Source organism: Aggregatibacter sp. Marseille-P9115, assembly GCF_920939465.1.
GTDB lineage: Bacteria > Pseudomonadota > Gammaproteobacteria > Enterobacterales > Pasteurellaceae > Aggregatibacter > Aggregatibacter segnis_B.
Window position 1 is genome coordinate 1,455,165 of record NZ_OV100759.1, and the last position, 22,937, is coordinate 1,478,101.

Here is a 22,937-nt window from a genome sequence, read left to right on the forward strand (position 1 = left end):
AAATTTTATAAATGAATGAGGCTTCATCGCATAAAAATATGAGATGAAGCCTAAAAACGTAACTGCTAACCGAATATTACCAACGGTAGTGAGCAAACGCTTTGTTAGCTTCAGCCATACGGTGAACGTCTTCACGTTTCTTAACTGCGGCACCTTTGTTTTCAGATGCATCAGATAATTCGTTAGCTAAACGTAAAGCCATGGATTTGTCACCGCGTTTACGAGCGGCTTCAACGATCCAACGCATACCTAATGCGTTACGACGCACAGGGCGAACTTCAACCGGAACTTGGTAAGTAGAACCACCGACACGGCGGGATTTTACTTCCACAGTTGGACGTACGTTTTCTAATGCCGCTTCAAAAGCTTCTAAAGCTTCTTTACCGGTACGTTGAGCTAATGTGTCTAACGCGTTATAAACGATAGATTCTGCGATAGATTTTTTACCATCTACCATGATGACATTGATAAATTTAGCAAGTAATTCTGAACCGAACTTCGGATCCGGTAAAATCTTGCGTTGTTCAATACTACGACGACGTGGCATTGCGAATTTCTCCGTTTTTATAATCTTCAGGGTATCCCAAAACTCGATAAAAATTAACCGCACTTTTATTGAAGGGGCTAATTAGATACTGGAGTTTGCGATTTAAATAAGTTTTACTAATTTAGCGTTTGGCCTTACTTAACGGAGAACCATTAAGCTTTAGGACGTTTAACGCCGTATTTAGAACGACCTTGTTTACGATCTTTCACGCCTGCGCAGTCTAATGCGCCGCGTACGGTGTGATAACGCACACCCGGTAAGTCTTTAACACGACCGCCACGGATAAGCACAACACTGTGCTCTTGAAGGTTGTGACCTTCACCGCCGATGTATGAGGTTACTTCGAAACCATTGGTTAAACGAATACGGCATACTTTACGTAATGCTGAGTTCGGTTTTTTAGGTGTAGTTGTGTACACACGGGTGCATACACCACGTTTCTGCGGGCAAGCCTCTAATGCAGGAACGCCACTTTTTACAACCTTTTTCACACGCGGGTTGCGTACTAGCTGGTTGATTGTTGCCATTAAAAAACTCCAGTTTAATAAAAATTCATTAAAGAATGTTGTTTTACAAATCTGTCCATACAAGAACAGACCGCAGATTTTAATCTTCAAAGCGTAGGCTGTCAACTTATTCTAATGTCGCAATCTCGTTATTGCATATATATAAAAGCCGAAAAATATGGAAAAAACCGACTGCACTGTGAGCCATGATTCATACTATAAAAAAAGAAGGGTAAATTTCTTTAGGTTATAAGATATACAAATTCGATCTTTCCCTCTGAAATTATCTTATTTTTATAATACGTAAACGCTTACGTATTTGGGAATGGTCATGAACTGGCAGTATATTTGGAATGTCACCCCTAGATTTGTTGATGCAACATTTATTACTTTAGAACTTTCTTTCTGGGCAATTGTGCTATCACTTTTAGTCGGTTTCTTCTGTGCAGTAGTTACAACTTACAAAATTAGGATTCTCAATCCCGTGGTGAAGTTTTATATCGAACTTTCCCGCAATACACCTTTATTAATTCAGATTTTCTTTTTGTATTTTGGCTTATCTAAAGTCGGGTTAAAACTGGATGGCTTTACTTGCGCCATCATCAGTTTGGTCTTTTTAGGCGGCAGTTATATGGCGGAAGCTATTCGAGGCGGCTTGGAAGCCATTTCGCGTGGACAGTTGGAATCTGCTTTAAGTTTAGGATTGACTCCAGTACAGGCTTTTCGTTACGTATTATTCCCTCAAGCCTTTGCTATCGCCACGCCGGCCATTGGCGCTAATTGCTTATTTTTAATGAAAGAAACTTCCGTGGTGAGTGCGATTGCCATTGCTGAGCTGATGTTTATGGCAAAGGAAATTATTGGCATGGATTACAAAACGAATGAAGCTCTATTTTTATTGGTCGTATTTTATTTAATGATTTTATTGCCGGTGTCTTTATTTGTTGCATATTTGGAACGCCGTACACGGAGAGCAAAATATGGGGCTTAATGTGTTATTTGAAGGGAGCAACTTTGAGCGATTACTGGGCGGATTATGGGTGACGGCCAAAATTGCCTTTGTTTCTGTTTTTTTCGCTTGTGTTCTTGGTGTAATTCTCGGTTTATTAATGACAAACAAGAACCGGGTCATTCGCGCCCTTTGCCGCTTTTATTTGGAATTTGTCCGCATTATTCCTTTGTTAGTCTTACTTTTTATTACCTATTTTGGCGTGGCGAAATGGTTCAATACGCATATTGATGGCGTTGCCGTATGTATTTTGGTCTTTATTTTTTGGGGCACGGCAGAAATGGGCGATTTGGTGCGGGGCGCATTAACTTCTATTGAAAAACATCAAGTAGAATCCGCCCACGCGTTAGGTTTAACGTCGCTACAGACTTTTCGTTATATTTTATTGCCACAAAGTTTAAAACGTGTCACACCAAGTGCGATCAACTTATTTACCCGCATGGTGAAAACCAGCTCTCTTGCCATGTTAATCGGTGTATTGGAGGTCATCAAAGTGGGACAACAGATTATTGAGACTTCCTTATTCACCGAGCCCTCTGCCGCTTTGTGGATTTATGGCGTGATTTTCTTGTTATATTTTGCAATTTGCTATCCGTTATCCTTACTTTCGCGTTATTTGGAAACTTATTGGGAAAAATAGAAGGTGTGTATGCCCTTATTAGAAATTAAAAATTTAGTGAAATATTACGGCGAGACCCTCGCATTAAACGATATCAGTTTATCCGTTAAAAAAGGCGAGGTGGTGGTAATTTTAGGCCCATCCGGCTGCGGTAAAAGTACGCTCTTACGTTGTATTAACGGCTTAGAGGAGATAAAGAGCGGTCAATTAATTTTGCAAAATGAAGGCGCGTTGGGTAAAGACTTGCCTTGGGTGAAGGCCCGTCAACATATTGGCATGGTGTTCCAAAGTTACGAATTATTTCCGCATATGTCGGTCATTGACAATATTTTGCTTGGTCCGCTCAAAGTGCAGAAACGCCAACGTGCCGAAGTGGAAGCACAAGCCGATATGTTGTTGAAACGGGTCGGGCTGTTTGAACGCAAAAATGCCTATCCGCGCGAGTTATCGGGTGGACAGAAACAACGCATCGCCATTGTGCGTTCTTTGTGTATGAACCCCGATATTATGCTGTTTGACGAAGTCACTGCCGCACTTGACCCAGAAATGGTGCGTGAAGTGTTGGATGTGATTTTAGGCTTGGCGAAAGACGGCATGACGATGCTTATCGTGACCCATGAAATGTCCTTTGCCCGTCAAGTGGCGAACCGTATTGTGTTTATGGATAAAGGACAAATCGTTGAACAGACTTCGCCATCAGATTTCTTCACCAACCCGCAAACCGACCGTGCGAAAACCTTTCTTAACATTTTAAATTACGAACCAAGAGGAGTTAACTATGAACAAAACATTTAAAAAAGTGACCGCACTTTTCGCCACCGCATTATTGGCAATGGGCTTAACTGCCTGCAACGATAAAGAAGGCAAAACGGAATCGGCGACCTCGTCAACGATTGAGCAACTCAAACAAGCCGGCAAAGTGCGTATCGGTGTCTTTAGCGACAAACCGCCATTCGGCTATGTGGACAGTCAAGGCAAAAGCCAAGGATTTGACGTGGAAATCGCCAAAGCTATCACCAAAGATTTATTGGGCGATGAAAATAAAGCGGAATATGTGTTAGTTGAAGCTGCCAACCGCGTGGAATATCTTACTTCCAATAAAGTGGATATTATTCTTGCTAATTTCACTGTCACCCCAGCGCGTGCAGAAGTAGTTGATTTTGCTAAACCTTACATGAAAGTGGCATTAGGTGTGGTCTCGAAAGATGGCGCAGTGATTACCGATGTAAATCAATTAAAAGGTAAAACCTTATTAATCAATAAAGGTACTACGGCAGACGCTTATTTCACTAAAAATTATCCTGACATCAAGCTGTTGAAATTTGAGCAAAATACCGAAACCTTCGAAGCTTTACGTGACGGTCGTGGCGATGCGCTTGCTCATGACAACACATTATTGTTCGCGTGGGCGAAAGAAAATTCGGGCTTTACGGTAGGCGTGAAAAACTTAGGTGATCAGGATTTTATTGCGCCGGCAGTAAAAAAAGGGGATGTTGAATTATTAAATTGGTTAAATGCCGAAATTGAAAAATTGGGCAAACAAGGCGTGTTAAAACAAGCCTACGAAAAAACCTTAAAGCCTATTTATGGCGATGCCATTACAGAAGCAGATGTGGTGGTCGAGTATAAATAATCAACATTAATAAAAAGAAAAATGCGCTTAAAACTAAGCGCATTTTTTATTTATTTTAAACTACCATTGGAAGCGATAGACGGCTTGTACGCCAAATGGCTGCTTGATGTGTTTGCCATCAGCGCGATTCATTTCTAACCCCATTCGATGATTGCCAAAACCGGCGTTAAAACCGACCGCACTTATACACCGACCGCGATAACTTTCTACATTGAGTTGGCTACCATTGTAGTTAATGTCGCTGTGGCGGAGGCGTGTCGTGATCGCATTCGCTTCGGCATAAGGTTGAAGTTTCCATCCTTGGCTCAACTCGAAGGTTTTGGCAAGGCGTAAACCGATTCGAGAAGAAATGGCAGATAAGCTATCTTCTTTTTCTTTACCGTTAATATGCGTCCAAGCCAATTGCGCTTGTGGAGTCACGGTCCATGCACCGGCTAGTTGGAATTGTTTGCCGATTTCACTGCTTAACGTGTAAGCGTTGTAACGGTGTTTTTCCGTATGATTTGAGTTTGCGGTTAAGCGACTATATTGCGCGATGTTATCTAAATAGACACCGTTGTCAGCCATGTAAGTCCCGTAAACCCCAATGGCTTGTCCTTTCACTTTTCCGTTGCCGTAATGATTGTTGAAGTCAATATTGGCTTGGCTGTGTCCGACAAATCCGCCTAAACGCACCTTATCCGTCGCTGCTGCATCCGCACCAATTTGTAAGCTATGTACGTTTTGCTTAAAGCCCGACGTTTGACTTTCGCCCGTGGAAAGTGCAGTGAGTTTTTGATGTGAATTGACGTTTCTCACCCAAATATTGCCTTTTTCACCAGTTCTGATTTCACCTAAACGTTGGTGAATGCCGTTCAATTCATTTTCGACCATCAGTAATTCCGCTTGGCGAAGAGACACTTGTGCGTTTGCGCGCTCAAGTAGTTGTGCTGTCACCGGTAAAGATGGTGTAATACTTGGCTGTGGCTGTGGCTGTGGCTGTGGCTGTGGCTGTGGCTGTGGCTGTGGCTGTGGCTGTGGCTGTGGCTGTGGCTGTGGCTGTGGCTGTGGCTGTGGCTGTGGCTGTGGCTGTGGCTGTGGCTGTGGTTGTGGTTGTGGTTGTGGTTGTGGTGTGACTGCGCTTTGTGAGTGCGCTAGCACCCAATTTTTTCCTTCAGTGGTTAAAAAGTATTTATAAGCACCGAGCGCCACATAACCATTAGCATTCGCTAAGTGAAATTTTGCATTGCCGCTATTGGTTTCAACTAAGGTCACTTTACCGTTTGCCACATGCGCGCCGTGATCCGTCACATTAAGGTTATGATCACCTTCCGCTTTTCCTTTCACGATGATTTTATCGGCTTTGTTTTCAGCGATATTGGTGTTGATATCAAAGGTGGTGGAGCCGGAAAGATCACCTTTAATCGTTAACGTTTTATATTCCGATGTCGGTTCAAATTTGACCGTTGAATTTTGCGTATTCAAATGATGAAGAATACTTGATTGATTAAAACGCCACTGGCTGTTGGCTAATGTGACGTTTACTTCAGTTTTTGCCGGTCTTTGTGGGTTTTCAATAATTGCGCCACTCAGTTTTGAGTTGTTATCAGCACTAAGGTGCAAATGGAACGTGCTTGCTGCATTGGCATCAATTTCTTCCTCGTCTTCCTCATCAAGTGGGAAATTCGGATCATTGATGGAAATAAGTGCTCGAGTGGTATTTAATTCGGTGTTATGTAAGTTCAGAGTAACGGTATGTTCGTCCCCAAACGGTACAGCAAGCAATCCATAACCGGCTTTAATCTTAGAATCGCTTAAGGTAACCGTCTGTGTGCCGCTCTCATGGAGGTTCATGAAGATACTTTTATCGTTTACTGTAGCGTTTAACTTTTTAGCATCGATGATTTGTTCTTCAGTGCGATCATTTCCAATATCAAAAACAGATTGTAAATCTTTATTTCCAGTAATAGTGACGTTTTCAATATTTACAATGTCTTTTCCGAAAAGCGTGTATGCCCCGTTGTTTTCACCATTCATGGTGATTTTATGGTTAGACGAATTAATGATAGACGTTTCTTGCGATTCAATTGCATTTGAGCCGTCATTGTTGAGTTCAATATCTGCTTGAGTATTGATTTTTGCATTACGGGATTCAATGGCAGCATTGCCATCAAAATGACCATTAGCATCAGGAATGTTGTGAATTTGAGAATAGTTTTTGTCAACGGTGAGTTTTACACCCTGTTCTAAATTTGCTGTTGCACCATTGACATGAACTAATTGGCTGGACGTATAATCTTCTTTAAGCGTTGCTTTAACGCCTGATTTTAGTGTAATGACATTATCTTGTTTTGTTAGATCGAAAATATGAAATAAAGCATCAGATGATTGACTTGGTCGGCCTAGGCTAGTACTGGCACCTGTTTCTGTTTTTGCTTTGTTTTGGTAATTTCCGGCTTCAACGGTGACATTTACAGCATCAGTTAATTGAGTCGTTGTACCGTTGATATTCCACGTATTGCCGGGTCCTTGAATATATTTACAACCTGTTGTTGTATTACAAGTGAGATCCGTTGCCCATCCCAAATTTGCTAAACTTAATGTTGTTGCAACCAAACTTAACTGAAAAGTGCGGTTAAATTTTTTATTGTTTTTCATACTGATTCCTTAATTTTTCATATAAAAAAGCCGATTTAAAAAATCGGCTTAATATAATGATATTTGATTAACCTTGCAATGACACGCGTTTCATATCTTTCATGTAACCACGCAATTCTTGACCGATTAATTCTACCGGATGATTGCGGATTTCATCGTTCACATCGCGTAAGGTGATATTGTCGATTTCCACGCTTGGTGTTGGTTCACCGATATCGCCTTTGCGTAAAGTCGGCACCAATGCTTTTTGCATAATCGGACCGGCAACGTTAGCGAATAAGTAGTTACCATACTCAGCCGTGTCGGAAATCACCACGTTCATTTCATATAAACGTTTACGCGCGATGGTGTTGGCGATTAACGGCAATTCGTGTAAGGATTCGTAGTAAGCGGATTCTTCGTAAATGCCGCTGGCCACCATGGTATCGAATGCCAATTCAACACCGGCTTTCACCATCGCAATCATTAACACACCATGGTCGAAATATTCTTGCTCGCTGATTTTGCCCTCATATTTCGGTGCGTTTTCAAAAGCGATTTTGCCGGTTTCTTCACGCCATTTTAAGAGGTTGGCATCACCGTTTGCCCAGTCTTCCATCATCACACGAGAGAATTCGCCGCTGATGATATCGTCCATGTGTTTGGCAAATAAGAACGCCAATTCTTCTTTGATTTGTTCCGCTAACTCGAATGCACGCAATTTTGCGCTGTTGGACAAGCGATCCATCATCAACGTGATACCGCCTTGTTTTAAGGCTTCAGTGATGGTTTCCCAACCGTATTGCACTAATTTGCCTGCATAGGCCGGATCTTTGCCGTCAGCCACTAATTTGTCGTAGCAAATGATAGAACCGGCTTGCAACATACCGCAAAGGATGGTTTGCTCACCCATTAAGTCGGATTTAACTTCCGCCACGAAAGAAGATTCCAACACGCCTGCACGATGACCACCGGTTGCAGCCGCCCAAGCTTTGGCAATTTCTAAACCTTCGCCTTGCGGGTCATTTTCAGGGTGCACGGCGATTAACGTCGGCACACCAAAACCACGTTTGTATTCTTCACGAACTTCTGTACCCGGGCATTTTGGTGCCACCATCACGACAGTGATGTCAGGACGGATTTGCTCGCCCACTTCAACAATGTTTAGACCGTGGGAATAGCCCAATGCCGCGCCTTTTTTCATTAACGGCATGACATCCGCAACCACTTTGGAGTGTTGTTTGTCCGGGGTGAGGTTAATCACTAAATCGGCGGTTGGAATCAGTTCTTCATAAGTGCCCACTTTAAAGCCATTTTCACTGGCACGTTGGAATGACGCACGTTTTTCTGCGATGGCTTCGGGACGTAATGCGTAGCTGATGTCTAGACCTGAATCACGCATATTTAACCCTTGGTTTAACCCTTGCGCACCGCAACCGACGATAACGATTTTTTTGCCTTTCAAAAAATCCGCTTCCGTTGCGAACTCACTGCGATCCATAAAACGGCAACGACCGAGTTGGTCTAATTGTTGGCGTAAGTTTAAGGTATTGAAATAATTAGCCATGATGTTTTCCTTTTGTGTGGGAGTGTTTGTTTAGGTTTGGGTGATTATAGGGTGTTTTGGTATTGCGTAAAGTGATATTATTGGGATTGTGTGTTGCGGTTTTTGCAATTACCTGCATTTAGAGGAATCGGTTTCGCCGATGGCGACCTTCTTTCTTTTGCTTGCCCAAAAGAAAGAAGGCAAAGAAAAAGGCACTCCGACTAAGCCGCTTATCCTTATTCCAATGCAATTTTTTTCACGCTAAATTTCGAACTCGCTTCGCTCAAACAAAGCGAAATTTAGCTAAAAATTGCATTTCCATAAGGGCGTCTTACACGGAGGAAATAATTTGTTTTTTTAAAAAGTGCGGTTGAATTTTTAGATATTTTTTATTTCAAAAAACATTTTTAGAAATGACCACACTTTTGAATCTATTGACATAATACACTTTAAGTAGTGCTCGAATAAAATGGGGTCCCCATCTGAACCGCCTGAGCGATTTGCAATTTTTAGGAAATTTTCGTTTGTCTGAGCCGCTGGAGGCGAGTTCGAAAATTTTCGTAAAGAAAATTGCAAGTGAGTGAAGATAAGCGGTGAAGCTGGGGTGTGTTTTCTTTTGCCTACTTTGCTTTGCACAAGCAAAGAAAAGTAGGTCATTCTCAATGAAATTGAGAATGAAACCTAACTTAAGATTAAAAACATGACTTTTAATGATCTCAAAATCTTCATCACCCTCACCCAAACTCAAAACTTCGCCAAAACGGCGGCGTTGCACCACATGTCGCCGTCAACCTTATCGCGCCAAATTCAAAAAATCGAAGAGGAACTGGGGCAACAGCTTTTGTGGCGGGATAATCGTCAGGTGTCGTTAACGCCGAATGGTGAGGCGTTTTTGGCGTTTGCACAGCAACAATGGCAGAATTGGATGCTGTTTCAACAGCAGTTACATACCCAAGAGGAAGAGCTTAGCGGGGAGCTCAAGCTGTATTGCTCGGTGACGGCGGCGTATAGCCATTTGCCGGGGATTTTGGAGAAATTCCGTGCACATTATCCGAAAGTGGAAATTCAACTGACCACAGGTGATCCAGCGCAGGCGGTACATTTGGTGCAGGCGCAGCAGGTAGATTTGGCGTTGGCGGGGAAACCGCCGGTATTGCCGAGTGCGGTGACATTTCATTATATCGATGATATTGCGTTGTCGATGATTGCGCCTCGTGTGGCATGTTCGGCGACACAGTTATTGCAGCAAGATCCCATCAATTGGCAGCAGGTTCCCTTCATTTTGCCCTTAGATGGTATGGCACGACAGCGGATCGAAGAATGGTTTAAACAAAAAGGCATTAAACACCCGAAAATCTATGGCACCGTGGCAGGACATGAGGGCATTGTGTCCATGGTGGCACTCGGGTGTGGTTTAGCCTTATTGCCCGATGTGGTGATTAAGAACAGTCCGTTGAATAGCCAAATTTCTACCTTGCAGTTAGAGGAACCAATTACCCCTTTTGAACTCGGTGTGTGCGCCTTGAAACCTGCCTTAGAGCGCCCTTTAGTGCGTGCATTTTGGCAGTTATTAGCGTAAAGTGCGGTCATCATTTAAGGAGTTTTTATGCTAAAAGGCGTTGCGTTTTCATTATTTGCCTCTTTGCTATTCGGCTACATGTATTATTTTTCTACCTTGCTGTTGCCTTTGAGCGGCACCGATATTTTCGGTTATCGCATTGTATTTACCCTGCCTTTTGTGGCGGCGGCTGTGTTTTTGTTTAAACAAAAAATGGCGTTGATTGCCCATTTAAAACGCATTCAAAGACAACCGCACTTCGCCTTGGCTTTTCTCTTTACCGGTGCGTTAATGGGCTTTCAAATGTGGCTATTTTTGTGGGCACCTAATAATGGTAGCTCGTTGAGCGTTTCTTTCGGTTATTTATTGCTGCCTTTAGTGATGGTGGCGGCAGCGCGAATTATTTTTAAAGAACGGATTTCACGCATTAAGTTTTTAGCCGTATTGATTGCTGCCGTAGGGGTCATTTCCAACATCGTCTTAAAAGGGGAAATTTCTTGGGAAGCGTTGGTAATTTGCGTGGGATATACCACTTACTTTGTGGTACGTCGAATGTGGAAAATGACCGATCTTGCGGCATTTTTCTTAGAAATGTTGACCCTCTTGCCATTTTGTATTTACTTCGCCTGGCAAGTGGATATTGCCCAAGTACAACAAAGTAATCCGAATATTTTGGTCTTGTTGCTACTGCTCGGCTTAATTAGTGGTACTGCACTCAATTCTTACATTCTTGCCAGCAATCATTTACCGATGAATCTGTTGGGCTTACTTGGTTATGTGGAGCCTTGCTTGATGGTGGGGGTTTCTTTGTTAATCGGCGAAGAAATTGATGCGCAAAGTTATCCGCTGTTTATTTGTTTGGTCCTTGCCATGCTCTTGATTATCACGGATGGCATTCTACAAGCGAAAACGCGCCAATAGCTTTATAACTGCTCAAATAACGGCGTAATGTTCGGCATTACGCCACGCCATAAATAAAATGAATGCGCCGCTTGCGCCAATAACATCCCGAAACCATCACATCGGTTTTGCACGCCTAACGCACGACAGCGTGCCAAAAATGGTGTATCTTTTTGTCGATCATATTGCATGTCGTAAACCGCTTTTGCTGCACGTAGAATCTCATCGTTAATCGCTACTGTGCCACCATGCAGACCTGAGGAGGTCGCATTGATAATCACATCAAAGGATTGCGCGGGAAGTTGACTCAGTTCCACGGCACGAATGTTGCCGTAAGACGAAAATTTCTCTGCCAACTGTTGCGCTTTGGCTAAAGTGCGGTTGGCTATCACAATGTTTTGCTGTGTATGTAAAAGCGGTAACAACACGCCTTTCGTGGCACCGCCTGCACCTAAAATGAGTAGGGTTTGATTCGGTTTAAGCCAATTCAATCGTTGCAAATCCGTCACCAATCCTGCGCCGTCAGTATTGTCCGCATACAGCGTGCCGTCGTCTAATTTTTTCAACGTATTGCAGGCTTCCGCCATCAGACAACGCTCACTGTGTGCATCTGCCAGCTTGAACGCCCGTTCTTTGAAAGGCGAGGTGATATTACATCCCGCCGCACCCTGCGCAAAAAATGCCGATAATTGCCGTTCAAAATCCTGTTCGTCGCCTAACATGGCGTCGTATTGTACGTCTTGTGCGGTTTGTTCGGCAAAAATGCGGTGAATTTGCGGCGATTTGCTTTGAGCAATCGGGTTGCCCCAAACGGCATATAACATGATTTATCCTTGACGAAAAACTTGGTTGGTGAAAATGTCGCGAATTTCGGACGGATTCACTGCGCCGCCCACAAGCATATCCAGCACCGGAAAATCCGTGCCGAATTGTTGTTTCACCTCTTGTGCCGTGCGGCAAGGCGGCTGTCCGGTTAAGTTGGCGCTGGTGGAGGTGAGAGCAAAGCCCGCCTGTTCGCATAACAGCTTAACGGCAGGGTGTTGGCTGATGCGCACCGCAATGCTGTTAAAATCGCCGGTAAGAAATTTGGGTGTCGTTGTTTTTGCCGGCACGACCCATGTCGTTGGCCGATCATATTGCGTGGTTAAGCGTTGCCAATGTTCTTCCATCAAACGGCTTTCATCCATAAAAGGCAACAAAAAATCCGTGCTCGGCGCAATTAAAATCAGCCCTTTTGACATCGGGCGCTGTTTTAAAACAAGTAAATTTTCCACCGCACTTTGGCTGTTTGGATTACAACCTAAGCCGAAAACCGCCTCGGTGGGGTAAGCGACAACTTGCTGATTTTTTAAATGGTTAACAATCTCTTGTAAATTCATGAGGTTACTCGGTCGTAAAAATATGGCGGCAGGTTTTATTCACACATTGCCAAGTGCGTTGTTCGCCCTGTTGTTTTTTTAATAAGGCTAAATTGCCATGGCATTGCGGGCAATCCACTAAATAGGGTTTAGTTGGCACGGAAAACTTACAATGCGGAAAACGGTTGCAGGCGTAAAATAGCTTGCCGGCACGTCCACGCCGCGCCACTAACTGCCCTTCTTGACATTCCGGGCAAGGTACGTGTTCTTCCGTTTCCTCTTCTTCTTCCTCATGCACCACAAAATGACAGTTGGGGTAATTGCTACAACCGATAAACATGCCGAAATGCCCTTGTTTTAACGCCAATAAATGGCCACATTGAGGGCAAGTTTGTTCCAATATTTTAAGGGTTTTTACTTCGTTGGAAGCCTGTAACGGCTTTAAATAATCACATTGCGGATAGGCAGAACAGCCGAGAAATAGCCCTTTTTTGCCCTGTTTTATTTGCAACAACGCACCGCACTGCGGGCAGTGTTCCTCGTGTTTGGTATGTTGAAATAAAGGTTGGTTCATGGCATGCCCTAAAAGTGCGGTGATTTTTCTCGACAAATATTAAAACGCTTCAAGCGCCATTCTACCGCAAGTTTTGCGCCTTTTGCCACCCACGAAATGAAAAAGCAAAAGGTCGGCAAAGGCTGCGGATTTCCTTTATACTAACGCCCAATATTAGGAGGGAATATGTTTGCATTGGATATTGATTTAAATGTGTTATTGGGCGTTTGCGTTGCATTGGGTGTGCTTTGCCTTATTTTGCTTTTTATCAGCGCACGCCGGAAACGGGATAGCGTTGAATTACAACAGGATTTAAATAAAAACATTGAGGATTTTAATCGTTTATTAGAAAAATTTGATGCCGTTACTGCCCGTAAAAATCAATTAGAACAAGAGGTAGTGAAAGCGCAAACCACGGCGGATGGGCTACAAATTCGCTTAAACGAACGGGATGAAAAAGTACAGTATCTGCAAACGGAACTGAATGAAGAACAGGCGCGTCATTCCGCCATCGCAGAACAAATAACGACGTTGAAAGAACGTTTTGGTGTGGCATCGGCACAGGCGGACAGCTTGCGCGGACAACTTGCGCAAAGCCAAGCGCAGATTGTCCGCAAAGAAGAATTGCTGACAAATTTAACGGAAAAACACACCGCACTTTCGCAGGAACTGGCGGAACTGAAAACCACGTTAACGGAAAAAGAAAAGCATTTTGTTGAGCAGCAACAACGTGTTGAGCAAACCAAACAGCAGCTCAATACGGAATTTCAAAACCTCGCCAATCGTATTTTGGAAGAAAAAAGCCAGCGTTTTCAGCAAACGAACCAAGCGTCCATGGACAGCTTGTTAAAGCCATTCCGTGAGCAAATTGAGAGCTTCCAAAAACGGGTGAATGAAATTCATTCGGAATCCCTCAAAGGCAACGCGGGCTTGGAAGCGGAAATTAAGAAAGTGTTGGAAATCGGTTTGAGTATGTCACAACAAGCGAACAATTTGACTTCCGCTCTGAAAGGGGAAAAGAAAACCCTTGGTAACTGGGGGGAAATGCAGTTGGAGCGGGCGTTGCAATCTGCCGGCTTGGTGGAAGATGAACATTACACCGCACAGGCGCATTTCAAAAACGAAGAGGGCAAGCGCAATTATCCCGACTTTATTCTTAACCTACCGGATGAGAAACATTTGATTATCGACAGCAAAATGTCGCTTAACGCCTATGAAAGTGCGGTCAGTGCTGAAGATGAAATCGAACGTCAGGCATTTCTGCGCGAGCACATTAAGGCATTGCGTAATCACATCGACGACTTATCTCGCAAAGATTACAGCAACCTTATCGGTGTACGTAGCCCGAATTTCGTGTTGATGTTTATTGCCGTGGAACCGGCTTACATTGAAGCCTTAAAAATGGACCCGAGTTTGTTCGGTTATGGTTATGATAAAAACGTCATTATGGTGTCATACACCACGCTGATGCCGATTTTACGCACGGTGGCGAACCTGTGGCGGATGGAGCGCGGTAATGCGGAAGCGCGTGAAATCAGCGAAAAAGCCGGTGAGATTTACAACCAAATTTGCCTACTCGCAGAGCGTTTGGCGAAAGTGGGGAATAGCCTTTCTACTGTCAGTTCGCACTACAACAGCGCTGTTACTGCGTTAGTGGGGCAACAGGGGTTAATAGGCAAAGTGGAACGCTTTAAAGCACTCTCTGCCAAAGCCAATAAAACCATGCCCGATATCGAACCGCTGCATCATAATTTTGAAACAGAACGGTTGTTGCTGAATAAAGAACAACAGTAATAAAAAAGTGCGGTAGAAAAACCGCACTTTTTGTTAACAGGGTAGATTCGACAAATACTTACAAGATCGAACTATTTATATAATTTTTCAACTTGTTCAGGGGAGAGCAATCTTTGGTGTTTGGTGAATTCTTTCCCTAAATAGTAAGCACCAAAGTTCGTTAAATGGTCTTGATCGCCATAGAGATATTTCCCTTCCGCCATCACACTGTCTTTAGGAAGATATTGCTGTGCATCAACCCAATGTGCATTCGGGATATCTTTAATTAAATCATGAATGATTTGATTACTTGCATCAATATCGCCCATTCTACGAATCGGTTCGAGGTATTTATCTAGCCCATATTTAGCGAGGAGATGTCCTCGAATAGGGGAGCGGTTAATCGAGCTGTTATTGGCAAAAACATAAACAGGTTTTACTGCGGCGAGTTTTTCCACCATTTTTCTGAATCGGATTTCAAAATCAGGTATTAGAAATGACTCAGCTTCAAATCGTGGAACCAGTTGCCCTTCCATTCGAAGATCATAAAATTCAGAAATAAAAATAACATCATATTTGGCTATTTTATCCCAGTATGATTGGCATTCTGGGGCAATTTCTCCGTTTTTATTAACCAATGCTAGGCAATCGATACCTATATTCAAAATATCTGCTTTCCAGCCTTCTTGTGCACCAACATGATTCAAAAAATAGGCTAAATGATCGGCATGAGAATCACCAATCGTTAAGATTTTTGCAGGAAGAGTTGAATTTATATCTGTTAATGATATTTCTTGATTGATTTGTATTTTCTCATTTTTGATCTGTTTTCTTTCATAGGTGTTATATCCAATTACTAAAATAGAAGGAATCACATAGAGATATAAGAATGCCTGTTTGAAACTTAATTTTGATTTTCTAATTGGCTGCTCAACTAGGTAATAACTCAAGATAGAGAAAAGTACGGTTAACGCCGTGACTAACAATACAATTTGATTATCTATTTGTTTGGTGCCCGTAATATAGTAGGCAAAAGAGATAAATATCCAATGGTATAAATAGAGTGAATAAGATATTTTCCCAATAAATACTATTGGTTTTGTGGAAAGCAGTTTTTTGACAATACTATCTTGCGTTGTGGTGTAAATGACAAGGGCGGCAAGTAAACAAGGTAAAACTAAATTTACACCGGGAATAAAGATTAACTTGTTATGATAAAAATATAGGCAAGCCAGTAATAATAAAAAACTGAAATTCCCAATCAGCTTTTTGTTGAAAGTATGATTTGCCGGTGGATTAATATTATAAATGGCTAATAATGATCCAATAAGCAATTCCGGAAAGCGTAAATTAGAAAGATAATAAGTGTTAGGTTGATGTAATACATCTTTATAAAAATTGTTAGGAATAAATGAGGTTAATAACAATAGGATAAAGAGTATGAGTGTAAACCTATAGATTTTAAATTCCCGGCTTTTTTATATACAAATAATAAAAACAAAGGGAAAATTAAGTAGTATTGTTCCTCAACGGCTAATGACCAAATATGTAAAACAGGGTTTTCTGTCGCATTAAGGTCAAAATAACCTTGCTTAAACCCTAAATAAAAGTTAGAGGAAAAAACAGCGGCAAGCTCAATGGTCTTTCTGAGTTGGTTAAAATCATTATAGATAAATAATGCAGAAGCAACGAAAGACACAAGGGCCATTACCACAATGAATGCCGGGTAAACTCGCTTTATACGGCGGGTATAGAAGTCTTTAAAAGAGAAACGATTTTCTTGAATCTCATTAATGATGATGCCGGTAATGAGAAAGCCGGAAATAACAAAGAAAATATCTACGCCAAGAAAACCACCCGGTAGCCAATTTGTATTGAGGTGATAGATGATCACTGAAATGACCGCAATGGCACGAAGTCCATCTATTTCAGCACGATATTTAATTGAAGAAGACATGTAAATTCCTTAAAAAAGCGATAAAAAAACCGCACTTTAGTGTCTTAAAGTGCGGTTCATTTTTAGACTGTTTTACACGTTGAAACGGAAGTGCATCACATCGCCGTCTTGCACGATATAATCTTTCCCTTCTAAACGCCATTTACCGGCATCTTTGGCGCCGTTTTCACCTTTGAATTGGATGAAATCCTCGTAGGCAATGACTTCAGCGCGGATAAAGCCTTTTTCAAAGTCGGTATGGATGACGGCAGCCGCTTTCGGTGCGGTCGCACCCACGGAAACCGTCCATGCGCGGACTTCTTTTACGCCGGCGGTAAAGTAAGTTTGTAGATTTAAAAGCGCGTAGCCTGCACGAATGACACGGTTTAAGCCCGGTTCTTCAATGCCGAGATCGTGTAAAAATTCGAGCTTTTCATCATCATCGAGTTCAGCGATTTCCGCTTCGATGGCGGCACACACCGGCACCACGACAGAGCCTTCTTTTTCAGCAAATTCACGGACTTTGTCGAGATAAGGATTATTTTCAAAACCGTCTTCGTTCACGTTGGCAATGTACATGGTCGGTTTTAAGGTTAAGAAATTGTAGCTTTTGATTGCCAATAACTCGTCTTTGTCTAACGGCACGGAACGAATCATGCCCGCTTCAGAAAGTACCGGTAAGATTTTTTCCATCACGGAAAGTTCGAATTTCGCGTCTTTATCGCCGCCTTTAGCACGTTTTTGTAAACGTTGAATCGCACGTTCACAGCTGTCTAAATCGGCTAACGCCAGTTCGGTGTTGATGGTTTCAATATCATTTAATGGATCAATTTTTCCCGCAACGTGTACGATGTCATCGTTTTCAAAACAACGTACGACATGGCCGATAGCGTCCGTTTCACGGATATTGGCGAGGAATTTGTTGCCCAGGCCTTCACCTTTACTTGCACCGGCAACCAAACCTGCGATATCCACAAATTCCATGGTGGTGGGTAATACGCGTTCAGGTTTAACGATTTCCGCTAATGCGTCTAAACGCGGATCCGGCATTGGCACCACGCCGGTATTTGGCTCGATGGTGCAAAACGGATAGTTTGCCGCTTCAATGCCGGCTTTGGTTAAGGCGTTGAAAAGCGTGGATTTGCCCACATTTGGTAGGCCCACGATACCACATTTGAATCCCATAATTTTTCCTTATTGGTGAAGAAAAGTGCGGTTGAAATTGACGATGTTTTTGACCGCACTTCTCGGTTAAATTTTAAAACTATTCAGCCGATTGGTGGCTTTGACGATGCCGTCTTTGAAAAGCAGTTCCACGCAACTTGTCGCTTCATCCAAGGCTTTTTCTAGTGCTTCGCGATCACTGGGTGACGGTTTGTTTAATACATAACCTGCTACTAAATCACGGTGTCCCGGGTGACCGATCCCAATGCGCAGACGATAAAAATTGTTGTTATTGCCCAATGCGGCGACAATATCTTTTAAGCCGTTGTGCCCGCCATGCCCACCGCCTAATTTCAGTTTAACGCTGCCGGGTGGTAAATCTAACTCATCATGCAGGACTAAAATTTCTTCGGGTTTGATACGATAAAAATTCGCCAATGCGCCTACCGCTTTGCCGCTTAAATTCATAAAGGTTGTCGGCACCAAAAAACGGATTTCTTTGCCGTTCATCAGCGTTTTTCCCACCTTCCCGAAAAACTTATTTTCCGCATTTAATGTGACATTAAACCGCCGCGCTAAACGATCAATTAACCATTCTCCGGCATTGTGGCGGGTATCTGCGTATTTATCACCGGGATTGCCAAGTCCAACAATTAACTTAATTTCTGACATAGTCTGTTTACGTGAATAAAAATAGTGGCGTATTGTAGCGGAAAGTCGGTTTTTTCTCAATGAAGGGAAGAGGAAACCGCACTTTAATTATCTAAAGTGCGGTTGTATTTGAACGCGTTTTTAATCGCGGAAATTATTGAATTGAAATGGTTGCCCCAGTTCGGCGGTTTTGACAAGTTGAATCACGGCTTGTAAATCATCGCGAGATTTGCCGGTAACGCGGACTTGCTCGCCTTGGATTTGGCTTTGGACTTTGATTTTGGAGTCTTTGATCAACTTTGTGATCTTTTTCGCCATGTCGGTTTCAATGCCTTGTTTCAGCTTGATTTCTTTGCTGTAGGTTTTGCCACTGTGTTCATAGTCGGCAGGGATGTCCAATGAAGTAGATTCGATGTTACGTTTAATGCACGCGTTACGTAAAATGTCGATGAGTTGCTCCACTTGGAAATCCGATTCGCTGCTCACTTTAATGCTTTCGTTTTTTTCGTTAAATTCGATCGCAGCTTGTACGTTACGGAAATCCCAACGATTAGTGAGTTCGCGGTTAGCGTTTTCCACGGCGTTGCGGATTTCATGTCCGCTGATTTCGGAAACAATGTCGAATGATGGCATGGTTTTCTCCTTATTTCATTTTGTCGTTTGCACTTAAAATACATAAAAGTGCGGTTAAATCGGTAAAATTGACGATAACTTGCGCCAATTGTTGTACTTTTGGTTTGGCGTGATAAGCCACGCCTAAATTAGCAACTTGCATCATGGCGAGATCGTTGGCGCCGTCGCCGATGGCAACGGTGTTTTCAGTGGCAATGTTAAATTGTTGTGCCAACTGTTGTAAGGTTTGCGCTTTGTATTGTGCATCCACAATGGCGCCTTGTACGTTGCCGGTGAGTTTGCCGTCAATAATCTCGAATTGATTGGCGGCAATGAAATCTAAGCCGAGTTTTTGTTGTAATACTTCGGCAAAATAGGTAAATCCACCGGAAGCAATGGCCACTTTCCAACCGTGATTTTTGAGTTCTTTGACTGTTTCGACTAATCCCGGCATCAGCGGTAAATGCTGTTTGACCTCTTGCAAAATGCCTTCCGGCGCATCTTTTAAGGTGGCAACCCGTTGGCGCAGACTTTGGCTAAAATCGAGCTCGCCACGCATGGCGCGCTCCGTAATGGCGGAAACCATCTCACCGGTGCCTGCAAGCTTGGCGATTTCATCGATACATTCAATTTGGATGGCGGTGGAATCCATGTCCATCACAAGTAATCCTGCTTGCTCCAAACTCGCGTGAAAATTTAGTGGTGCAATATCCAGTGATAATTCATGGGCAATGCCTATCCATTCTGCTTTCCACTCACCTTTGAGCAATACCACGGTGTTATGCAACACATTCCACGCGGCAAAACACAAAAAATTTTCACCGCACTTTTGCTGAAAGGCTTGTAACTTTGTGAGATTTAGGCTGTCGGAATAGAGAATAAATGCCTGATCCGAATGATAGGGCTTGTCAGCAATGAATGGCGCAGGAAGTTCAGAAAAATGCGCCATAATGGCGTTAAGATTTTGTGTTTGCATAAAAATCCTGTAAATTGTGGCGGTTTTTAAAAGCACTGTATTCTAGCTTACTTATTAAACTTTGGGGAAAATAACTTGCATTTAACAAAAGAAAAAATGATTAAGGTGATGATGTTTCTCGGCATCATTTTGTTATGTGTAGGCATCATGGCAATCATTTTATTTGGCGTAAAACAATTTAAAATTGGCTCCCAGTTGGCCAGTGTAAATCAGGTCGCCAATATTTCTCATTTATTAGCACGCCAGCAAGCGAATCTATTTTCGATGTTGTTAGTGAATAACCCAAAAACGGAACGATTAGTGGAAAATTTGGATAATTTCACCAAAGAAGAATTTGTACTGGATGCGGCAGTGTATGCGCGTAATGGTGAATTATTAGCACAAAGCACCAACTCGTCAGATATACGCAGTTTGTTGGGCTTGGATAAAGAAGAAACGGAAGCGGATTCTCAGCAAATTGTGGAACCTATTTATTCCCCAAACGGCCTGGAAGGCTTTTTACGTGTCACTTTTGATGCCAAATACGGACAAACGACCCAAAGTAAAATCAATCAAATTTTTTACCGATTATATGGCGAAATCGTCATTGTTTTCCTTGTTGGTATCCTTTTTGCCAGTAGTTTCCATTATTTCCTTAGCCACTATCGCCGTAGCCGCATGTATGTTCATGTTGCGGAAAAAACACCTACGCCCAGTAATAAAACAGCGCAATCTATGAGTAAAGCGTTTCATCAGCGTCGGAGACGAATGAGATAGGGAAGTGCGGTAGTTTTTATGATCGTTTTTTCTCTTTTAGAAAAATTAAAATACACAAAAACAAAAAAACCGCTCGTTTGAGCGGTTTCTCTTTATTAGTTAAGCAATAATTATGCTAATTTTTTGATTTGAGCAGCTAATTTAGATTTGTGGTTGGCTGCTTTGTTAGCGTGGATTAAACCTTTAGATGCCATTCTGTCCACAACTTTTTGCATTTCAACGAATGCTGCTTCAGCTGCTGCTTTCTCACCCGCTGCTACTTGAGCATAAACTTTTTTGATGTAAGTACGCATCATAGAGCGTTGGCTTGCGTTGTGTTGACGGCGTTTTTCAGATTGAACCGCACGTTTTTTTGCTGACTTGATATTAGCCAAGGTCAAACTCCTAAAAATTTCTGTTAGTTAATAGTGACAAAATAGGGGCGTAAATATGCCGATTTCTTATACTTTTGTCAACGGGAATTTTGTGTTGATTTCGGTGAGACACAACCGAACGTTGGCATCGTTATACTTAACAAGCTCTTTCTAAATGGGCTCACCAAACGATGTGCGCGGGATTTTAACAGTTTTTTCCCTTAGAATATAGCGTAAAAACGAAATTTCTATACAATTAGGCAAATTTTATCATTCAGAGTAATTCGTTTTGAGTAAAAGATTATTAAAATCCGGCATTATTGTCAGTGGCATGACGCTTGTTTCGCGCGTATTAGGCTTGGTACGCGATGTGGTGATTGCCAATTTAATCGGTGCCGGTGCCGCGGCGGATGTGTTTTTGTTCGCTAATCGCATTCCTAATTTCCTCCGCCGATTATTCGCCGAAGGGGCGTTTTCACAAGCGTTTGTGCCCGTGTTGGCGGAATATCAAAAATCCGGTGATTTATCCAAAATCCGTGAATTTATCGGCAAGGTGTCGGGTACGTTGGGCGGTTTGGTCACGGTCGTTACGTTATTGGCAATGATCGGCTCGCCAGTGGTCGCGGCCATTTTTGGCACGGGTTGGTTTGTGGATTGGCTGAATGACGGGCCAAATGCGGAAAAATTCACGCAAGCCTCGTTATTGCTCAAAATCACCTTTCCTTATTTATGGTTTGTGACCTTTGTTGCGCTGTCCGGTGCGATTCTCAATACCATCGGCAAATTCGGCGTGATGTCGTTCTCGCCGGTGTTGCTCAATATTGCCATGATTGCCACCGCACTTTGGCTGGCGCCGCAGTTGGAAAATCCGGATTTAGGCTTGGCTATCGGGATCTTTCTCGGCGGGTTATTACAATTTCTGTTTCAACTGCCTTTCTTATATCAAGCCAAATTATTAGTAAAACCCAAATGGGCGTGGCATGACGAAGGCGTGAAGAAAATCCGCACGCTGATGATTCCCGCCTTATTCGGTGTTTCCGTGAGCCAAATCAACTTGCTCCTCGATACCTTTATCGCCAGTTTTTTAATGACGGGCTCCATCAGTTGGCTATATTATTCCGACCGCTTGTTAGAGTTTCCTCTTGGGTTGTTCGGTATCGCCATTTCTACAGTGATTTTGCCGACCCTTGCTCGGCACCATGTGAACCGTGATGATAACGACAAAAGTGCGGTGGATTTTCGTAACACAATGGATTGGGGCGTTCGCATGATTTTATTGCTCGGCGTGCCGGCAATGATTGGTATCGCTGTGTTGGCTCAGCCTATGTTGTTGGTGCTGTTTATGCGTGGCAGTTTTACTTTTAGCGATGTGCAATCAGCCTCTTATTCCCTCTGGGGCTTTAACGCAGGGCTTCTAAGTTTCATGTTAATCAAGATTTTGGCGAATGGTTATTACGCCCGTCAAGACACCAAAACGCCGGTGAAAATCGGCATCATCGCCATGGTGAGCAACATGGCATTCAATTTGTTAGCGATCCCTTTCAGTTATGTAGGCTTGGCGATAGCCTCTGCCATGTCGGCAACGTTAAACGCGTATCTGCTTTATCGTGGTTTGGTAAAAGCGGATGTTTATCATTTTAGCCGTCAAAGTGCGGTGTTTTTTCTGAAAGTTTTTTGTGCCGCCGCTATGATGGGCCTATTGGTTTGGTATAACAGCCCAACACTCATTGAATGGAATGCCATGAGTTTTCTTACCCGCGTGCATTGGCTCGCATGGCTGATTGTTTTTGCCGCAATGGTTTATGGTGGAATATTAGTGTTGTTAGGTATTCGTAAACGGGATTTGATGGGCGTGCACACCGCATGAAATT

At 42.8% G+C, this 22,937-nt stretch carries 21 protein-coding genes and 1 pseudogene; 9 read left to right on the forward strand and 13 right to left on the reverse strand.

Annotated elements, in window-relative coordinates; genetic code table 11:
- Positions 1 to 76: 76 nt before the first annotated feature.
- Both rpsG and rpsL read right to left on the reverse strand, forming a co-directional pair.
- Complete coding sequence (rpsG, locus tag LQ983_RS06990) at positions 77 to 547, reverse strand: 30S ribosomal protein S7 (RefSeq protein ID WP_005555497.1); 471 nt, start codon at positions 545 to 547, stop codon at positions 77 to 79.
- A 152-nt stretch (positions 548 to 699) separates the two neighbouring features.
- Positions 700 to 1,074, reverse strand: coding sequence for a 30S ribosomal protein S12 (gene rpsL, locus LQ983_RS06995; RefSeq protein WP_111296831.1), 375 nt, complete (start codon positions 1,072 to 1,074; stop codon positions 700 to 702).
- 310 nt (positions 1,075 to 1,384) lie between these two features.
- On the opposite strand from rpsL, the gene LQ983_RS07000 reads away from it, so the two are divergent.
- Genes LQ983_RS07000 through LQ983_RS07015 form a run of 4 tightly spaced genes read left to right on the forward strand, consistent with a single transcriptional unit; the run spans position 1,385 to position 4,314 of the window.
- Complete coding sequence (locus LQ983_RS07000) at positions 1,385 to 2,044, forward strand: amino acid ABC transporter permease (protein ID WP_230622150.1); 660 nt, start codon at positions 1,385 to 1,387, stop codon at positions 2,042 to 2,044.
- Complete coding sequence (locus tag LQ983_RS07005; protein ID WP_230622151.1) at positions 2,034 to 2,702, forward strand: amino acid ABC transporter permease; 669 nt, start codon at positions 2,034 to 2,036, stop codon at positions 2,700 to 2,702. The genes LQ983_RS07000 and LQ983_RS07005 overlap by 11 nt, the downstream gene beginning before the upstream one ends.
- A gap of 9 nt (positions 2,703 to 2,711) precedes the next feature.
- Positions 2,712 to 3,476: an amino acid ABC transporter ATP-binding protein gene (locus tag LQ983_RS07010; protein ID WP_230622152.1), complete on the forward strand. Its 765-nt coding sequence runs from the start codon at positions 2,712 to 2,714 to the stop codon at positions 3,474 to 3,476.
- Complete coding sequence (locus tag LQ983_RS07015; RefSeq protein ID WP_230622153.1) at positions 3,460 to 4,314, forward strand: cysteine ABC transporter substrate-binding protein; 855 nt, start codon at positions 3,460 to 3,462, stop codon at positions 4,312 to 4,314. The genes LQ983_RS07010 and LQ983_RS07015 overlap by 17 nt, the downstream gene beginning before the upstream one ends.
- Positions 4,315 to 4,374: 60 nt before the next feature.
- Here the strand turns inward: LQ983_RS07015 and LQ983_RS07020 are convergent, their stop codons facing one another.
- Both LQ983_RS07020 and ilvC read right to left on the reverse strand, forming a co-directional pair.
- Positions 4,375 to 6,951 (reverse strand): autotransporter outer membrane beta-barrel domain-containing protein, encoded by a 2,577-nt coding sequence (locus tag LQ983_RS07020; protein ID WP_230622154.1) that lies wholly within the window; start codon positions 6,949 to 6,951, stop codon positions 4,375 to 4,377.
- A 67-nt stretch (positions 6,952 to 7,018) separates the two neighbouring features.
- Positions 7,019 to 8,497: a ketol-acid reductoisomerase gene (gene ilvC / locus LQ983_RS07025; protein ID WP_230622155.1), complete on the reverse strand. Its 1,479-nt coding sequence runs from the start codon at positions 8,495 to 8,497 to the stop codon at positions 7,019 to 7,021.
- Between the two features lie 679 nt (positions 8,498 to 9,176).
- Between ilvC and ilvY the strand changes: the two genes are divergently transcribed.
- Together ilvY and rarD are read left to right on the forward strand one after the other, a co-directional pair.
- A complete protein-coding gene (ilvY, locus tag LQ983_RS07030; protein ID WP_230622156.1) occupies positions 9,177 to 10,055 on the forward strand; it encodes an HTH-type transcriptional activator IlvY in 879 nt (292 codons plus the stop codon).
- 27 nt (positions 10,056 to 10,082) lie between these two features.
- Complete coding sequence (gene rarD, locus LQ983_RS07035; protein WP_230622157.1) at positions 10,083 to 10,955, forward strand: EamA family transporter RarD; 873 nt, start codon at positions 10,083 to 10,085, stop codon at positions 10,953 to 10,955.
- Positions 10,956 to 10,957: 2 nt separating this feature from the next.
- Here rarD and aroE read toward each other — a convergent pair whose 3' ends face one another.
- From aroE to LQ983_RS07050, 3 genes are read right to left on the reverse strand one after another with little or no spacing between them, the layout of a single operon-like run.
- The gene (gene aroE, locus LQ983_RS07040) at positions 10,958 to 11,758 is read right to left on the reverse strand and encodes a shikimate dehydrogenase (RefSeq protein ID WP_370636651.1); all 801 of its coding nucleotides are present in this window, start codon (positions 11,756 to 11,758) and stop codon (positions 10,958 to 10,960) included.
- Positions 11,759 to 11,761: 3 nt separating this feature from the next.
- Entirely contained in the window at positions 11,762 to 12,313 is a 552-nt protein-coding gene (locus tag LQ983_RS07045; RefSeq protein WP_230622158.1) for a Sua5/YciO/YrdC/YwlC family protein, read from the reverse strand.
- 4 nt (positions 12,314 to 12,317) lie between these two features.
- Complete coding sequence (locus LQ983_RS07050; RefSeq protein WP_230622629.1) at positions 12,318 to 12,866, reverse strand: type I DNA topoisomerase; 549 nt, start codon at positions 12,864 to 12,866, stop codon at positions 12,318 to 12,320.
- A 165-nt stretch (positions 12,867 to 13,031) separates the two neighbouring features.
- Here LQ983_RS07050 and rmuC point away from each other — a divergent pair, with 165 nt between their 5' ends.
- Positions 13,032 to 14,639: a DNA recombination protein RmuC gene (gene rmuC, locus LQ983_RS07055; protein WP_230622159.1), complete on the forward strand. Its 1,608-nt coding sequence runs from the start codon at positions 13,032 to 13,034 to the stop codon at positions 14,637 to 14,639.
- Between the two features lie 71 nt (positions 14,640 to 14,710).
- Here rmuC and LQ983_RS07060 read toward each other — a convergent pair.
- From LQ983_RS07060 to serB, 5 genes and pseudogenes are all read right to left on the reverse strand, one after another.
- Positions 14,711 to 16,575 (reverse strand): annotated as a pseudogene (locus LQ983_RS07060) (acyltransferase family protein).
- A 72-nt stretch (positions 16,576 to 16,647) separates the two neighbouring features.
- On the reverse strand, positions 16,648 to 17,739 hold the full coding sequence (gene ychF / locus LQ983_RS07065) for a redox-regulated ATPase YchF (protein WP_209363347.1): 1,092 nt from the start codon (positions 17,737 to 17,739) through the stop codon (positions 16,648 to 16,650).
- A gap of 66 nt (positions 17,740 to 17,805) precedes the next feature.
- A complete protein-coding gene (gene pth, locus LQ983_RS07070) occupies positions 17,806 to 18,390 on the reverse strand; it encodes an aminoacyl-tRNA hydrolase (protein WP_230622160.1) in 585 nt (194 codons plus the stop codon).
- A 120-nt stretch (positions 18,391 to 18,510) separates the two neighbouring features.
- On the reverse strand, positions 18,511 to 19,002 hold the full coding sequence (locus LQ983_RS07075; protein ID WP_005701698.1) for a YajQ family cyclic di-GMP-binding protein: 492 nt from the start codon (positions 19,000 to 19,002) through the stop codon (positions 18,511 to 18,513).
- Between the two features lie 10 nt (positions 19,003 to 19,012).
- Positions 19,013 to 19,957 carry a phosphoserine phosphatase gene (gene serB / locus LQ983_RS07080; protein WP_230622161.1) on the reverse strand — a complete coding sequence of 315 codons (945 nt, stop codon included), beginning with the start codon at positions 19,955 to 19,957 and terminating at the stop codon, positions 19,013 to 19,015.
- Between the two features lie 75 nt (positions 19,958 to 20,032).
- On the opposite strand from serB, the gene LQ983_RS07085 reads away from it, so the two are divergent.
- Positions 20,033 to 20,713 carry a YtjB family periplasmic protein gene (locus tag LQ983_RS07085; RefSeq protein ID WP_230622162.1) on the forward strand — a complete coding sequence of 227 codons (681 nt, stop codon included), beginning with the start codon at positions 20,033 to 20,035 and terminating at the stop codon, positions 20,711 to 20,713.
- 110 nt (positions 20,714 to 20,823) lie between these two features.
- Here LQ983_RS07085 and rpsT read toward each other — a convergent pair whose 3' ends face one another.
- Positions 20,824 to 21,087 carry a 30S ribosomal protein S20 gene (gene rpsT / locus LQ983_RS07090; RefSeq protein WP_005548279.1) on the reverse strand — a complete coding sequence of 88 codons (264 nt, stop codon included), beginning with the start codon at positions 21,085 to 21,087 and terminating at the stop codon, positions 20,824 to 20,826.
- Between the two features lie 268 nt (positions 21,088 to 21,355).
- Between rpsT and murJ the strand changes: the two genes are divergently transcribed.
- The gene (murJ, locus tag LQ983_RS07095; RefSeq protein ID WP_230622163.1) at positions 21,356 to 22,933 is read left to right on the forward strand and encodes a murein biosynthesis integral membrane protein MurJ; all 1,578 of its coding nucleotides are present in this window, start codon (positions 21,356 to 21,358) and stop codon (positions 22,931 to 22,933) included.
- Positions 22,934 to 22,937: the final 4 nt, after the last annotated feature.

What these genes read in the sequence shown, in the direction of transcription:
- rpsL (WP_111296831.1), bottom strand. Translation starts at nt 1,074, where the DNA reads ATGGCAACAATCAACCAGCTAGTACGCAACCCGCGTGTGAAAAAGGTT.
- LQ983_RS07000 (WP_230622150.1), top strand. Translation starts at nt 1,385, where the DNA reads ATGAACTGGCAGTATATTTGGAATGTCACCCCTAGATTTGTTGATGCA.
- LQ983_RS07015 (WP_230622153.1), top strand. Translation starts at nt 3,460, where the DNA reads ATGAACAAAACATTTAAAAAAGTGACCGCACTTTTCGCCACCGCATTA.
- LQ983_RS07050 (WP_230622629.1), bottom strand. Translation starts at nt 12,866, where the DNA reads ATGAACCAACCTTTATTTCAACATACCAAACACGAGGAACACTGCCCG.
- serB (WP_230622161.1), bottom strand. Translation starts at nt 19,957, where the DNA reads ATGCAAACACAAAATCTTAACGCCATTATGGCGCATTTTTCTGAACTT.
- aroE (WP_370636651.1), bottom strand. Translation starts at nt 11,758, where the DNA reads ATGTTATATGCCGTTTGGGGCAACCCGATTGCTCAAAGCAAATCGCCG.
- LQ983_RS07045 (WP_230622158.1), bottom strand. Translation starts at nt 12,313, where the DNA reads ATGAATTTACAAGAGATTGTTAACCATTTAAAAAATCAGCAAGTTGTC.
- rmuC (WP_230622159.1), top strand. Translation starts at nt 13,032, where the DNA reads ATGTTTGCATTGGATATTGATTTAAATGTGTTATTGGGCGTTTGCGTT.
- ilvC (WP_230622155.1), bottom strand. Translation starts at nt 8,497, where the DNA reads ATGGCTAATTATTTCAATACCTTAAACTTACGCCAACAATTAGACCAA.
- rpsG (WP_005555497.1), bottom strand. Translation starts at nt 547, where the DNA reads ATGCCACGTCGTCGTAGTATTGAACAACGCAAGATTTTACCGGATCCG.
- ilvY (WP_230622156.1), top strand. Translation starts at nt 9,177, where the DNA reads ATGACTTTTAATGATCTCAAAATCTTCATCACCCTCACCCAAACTCAA.
- LQ983_RS07005 (WP_230622151.1), top strand. Translation starts at nt 2,034, where the DNA reads ATGGGGCTTAATGTGTTATTTGAAGGGAGCAACTTTGAGCGATTACTG.
- LQ983_RS07010 (WP_230622152.1), top strand. Translation starts at nt 2,712, where the DNA reads ATGCCCTTATTAGAAATTAAAAATTTAGTGAAATATTACGGCGAGACC.
- LQ983_RS07020 (WP_230622154.1), bottom strand. Translation starts at nt 6,951, where the DNA reads ATGAAAAACAATAAAAAATTTAACCGCACTTTTCAGTTAAGTTTGGTT.
- ychF (WP_209363347.1), bottom strand. Translation starts at nt 17,739, where the DNA reads ATGGGATTCAAATGTGGTATCGTGGGCCTACCAAATGTGGGCAAATCC.
- pth (WP_230622160.1), bottom strand. Translation starts at nt 18,390, where the DNA reads ATGTCAGAAATTAAGTTAATTGTTGGACTTGGCAATCCCGGTGATAAA.
- rarD (WP_230622157.1), top strand. Translation starts at nt 10,083, where the DNA reads ATGCTAAAAGGCGTTGCGTTTTCATTATTTGCCTCTTTGCTATTCGGC.
- LQ983_RS07075 (WP_005701698.1), bottom strand. Translation starts at nt 19,002, where the DNA reads ATGCCATCATTCGACATTGTTTCCGAAATCAGCGGACATGAAATCCGC.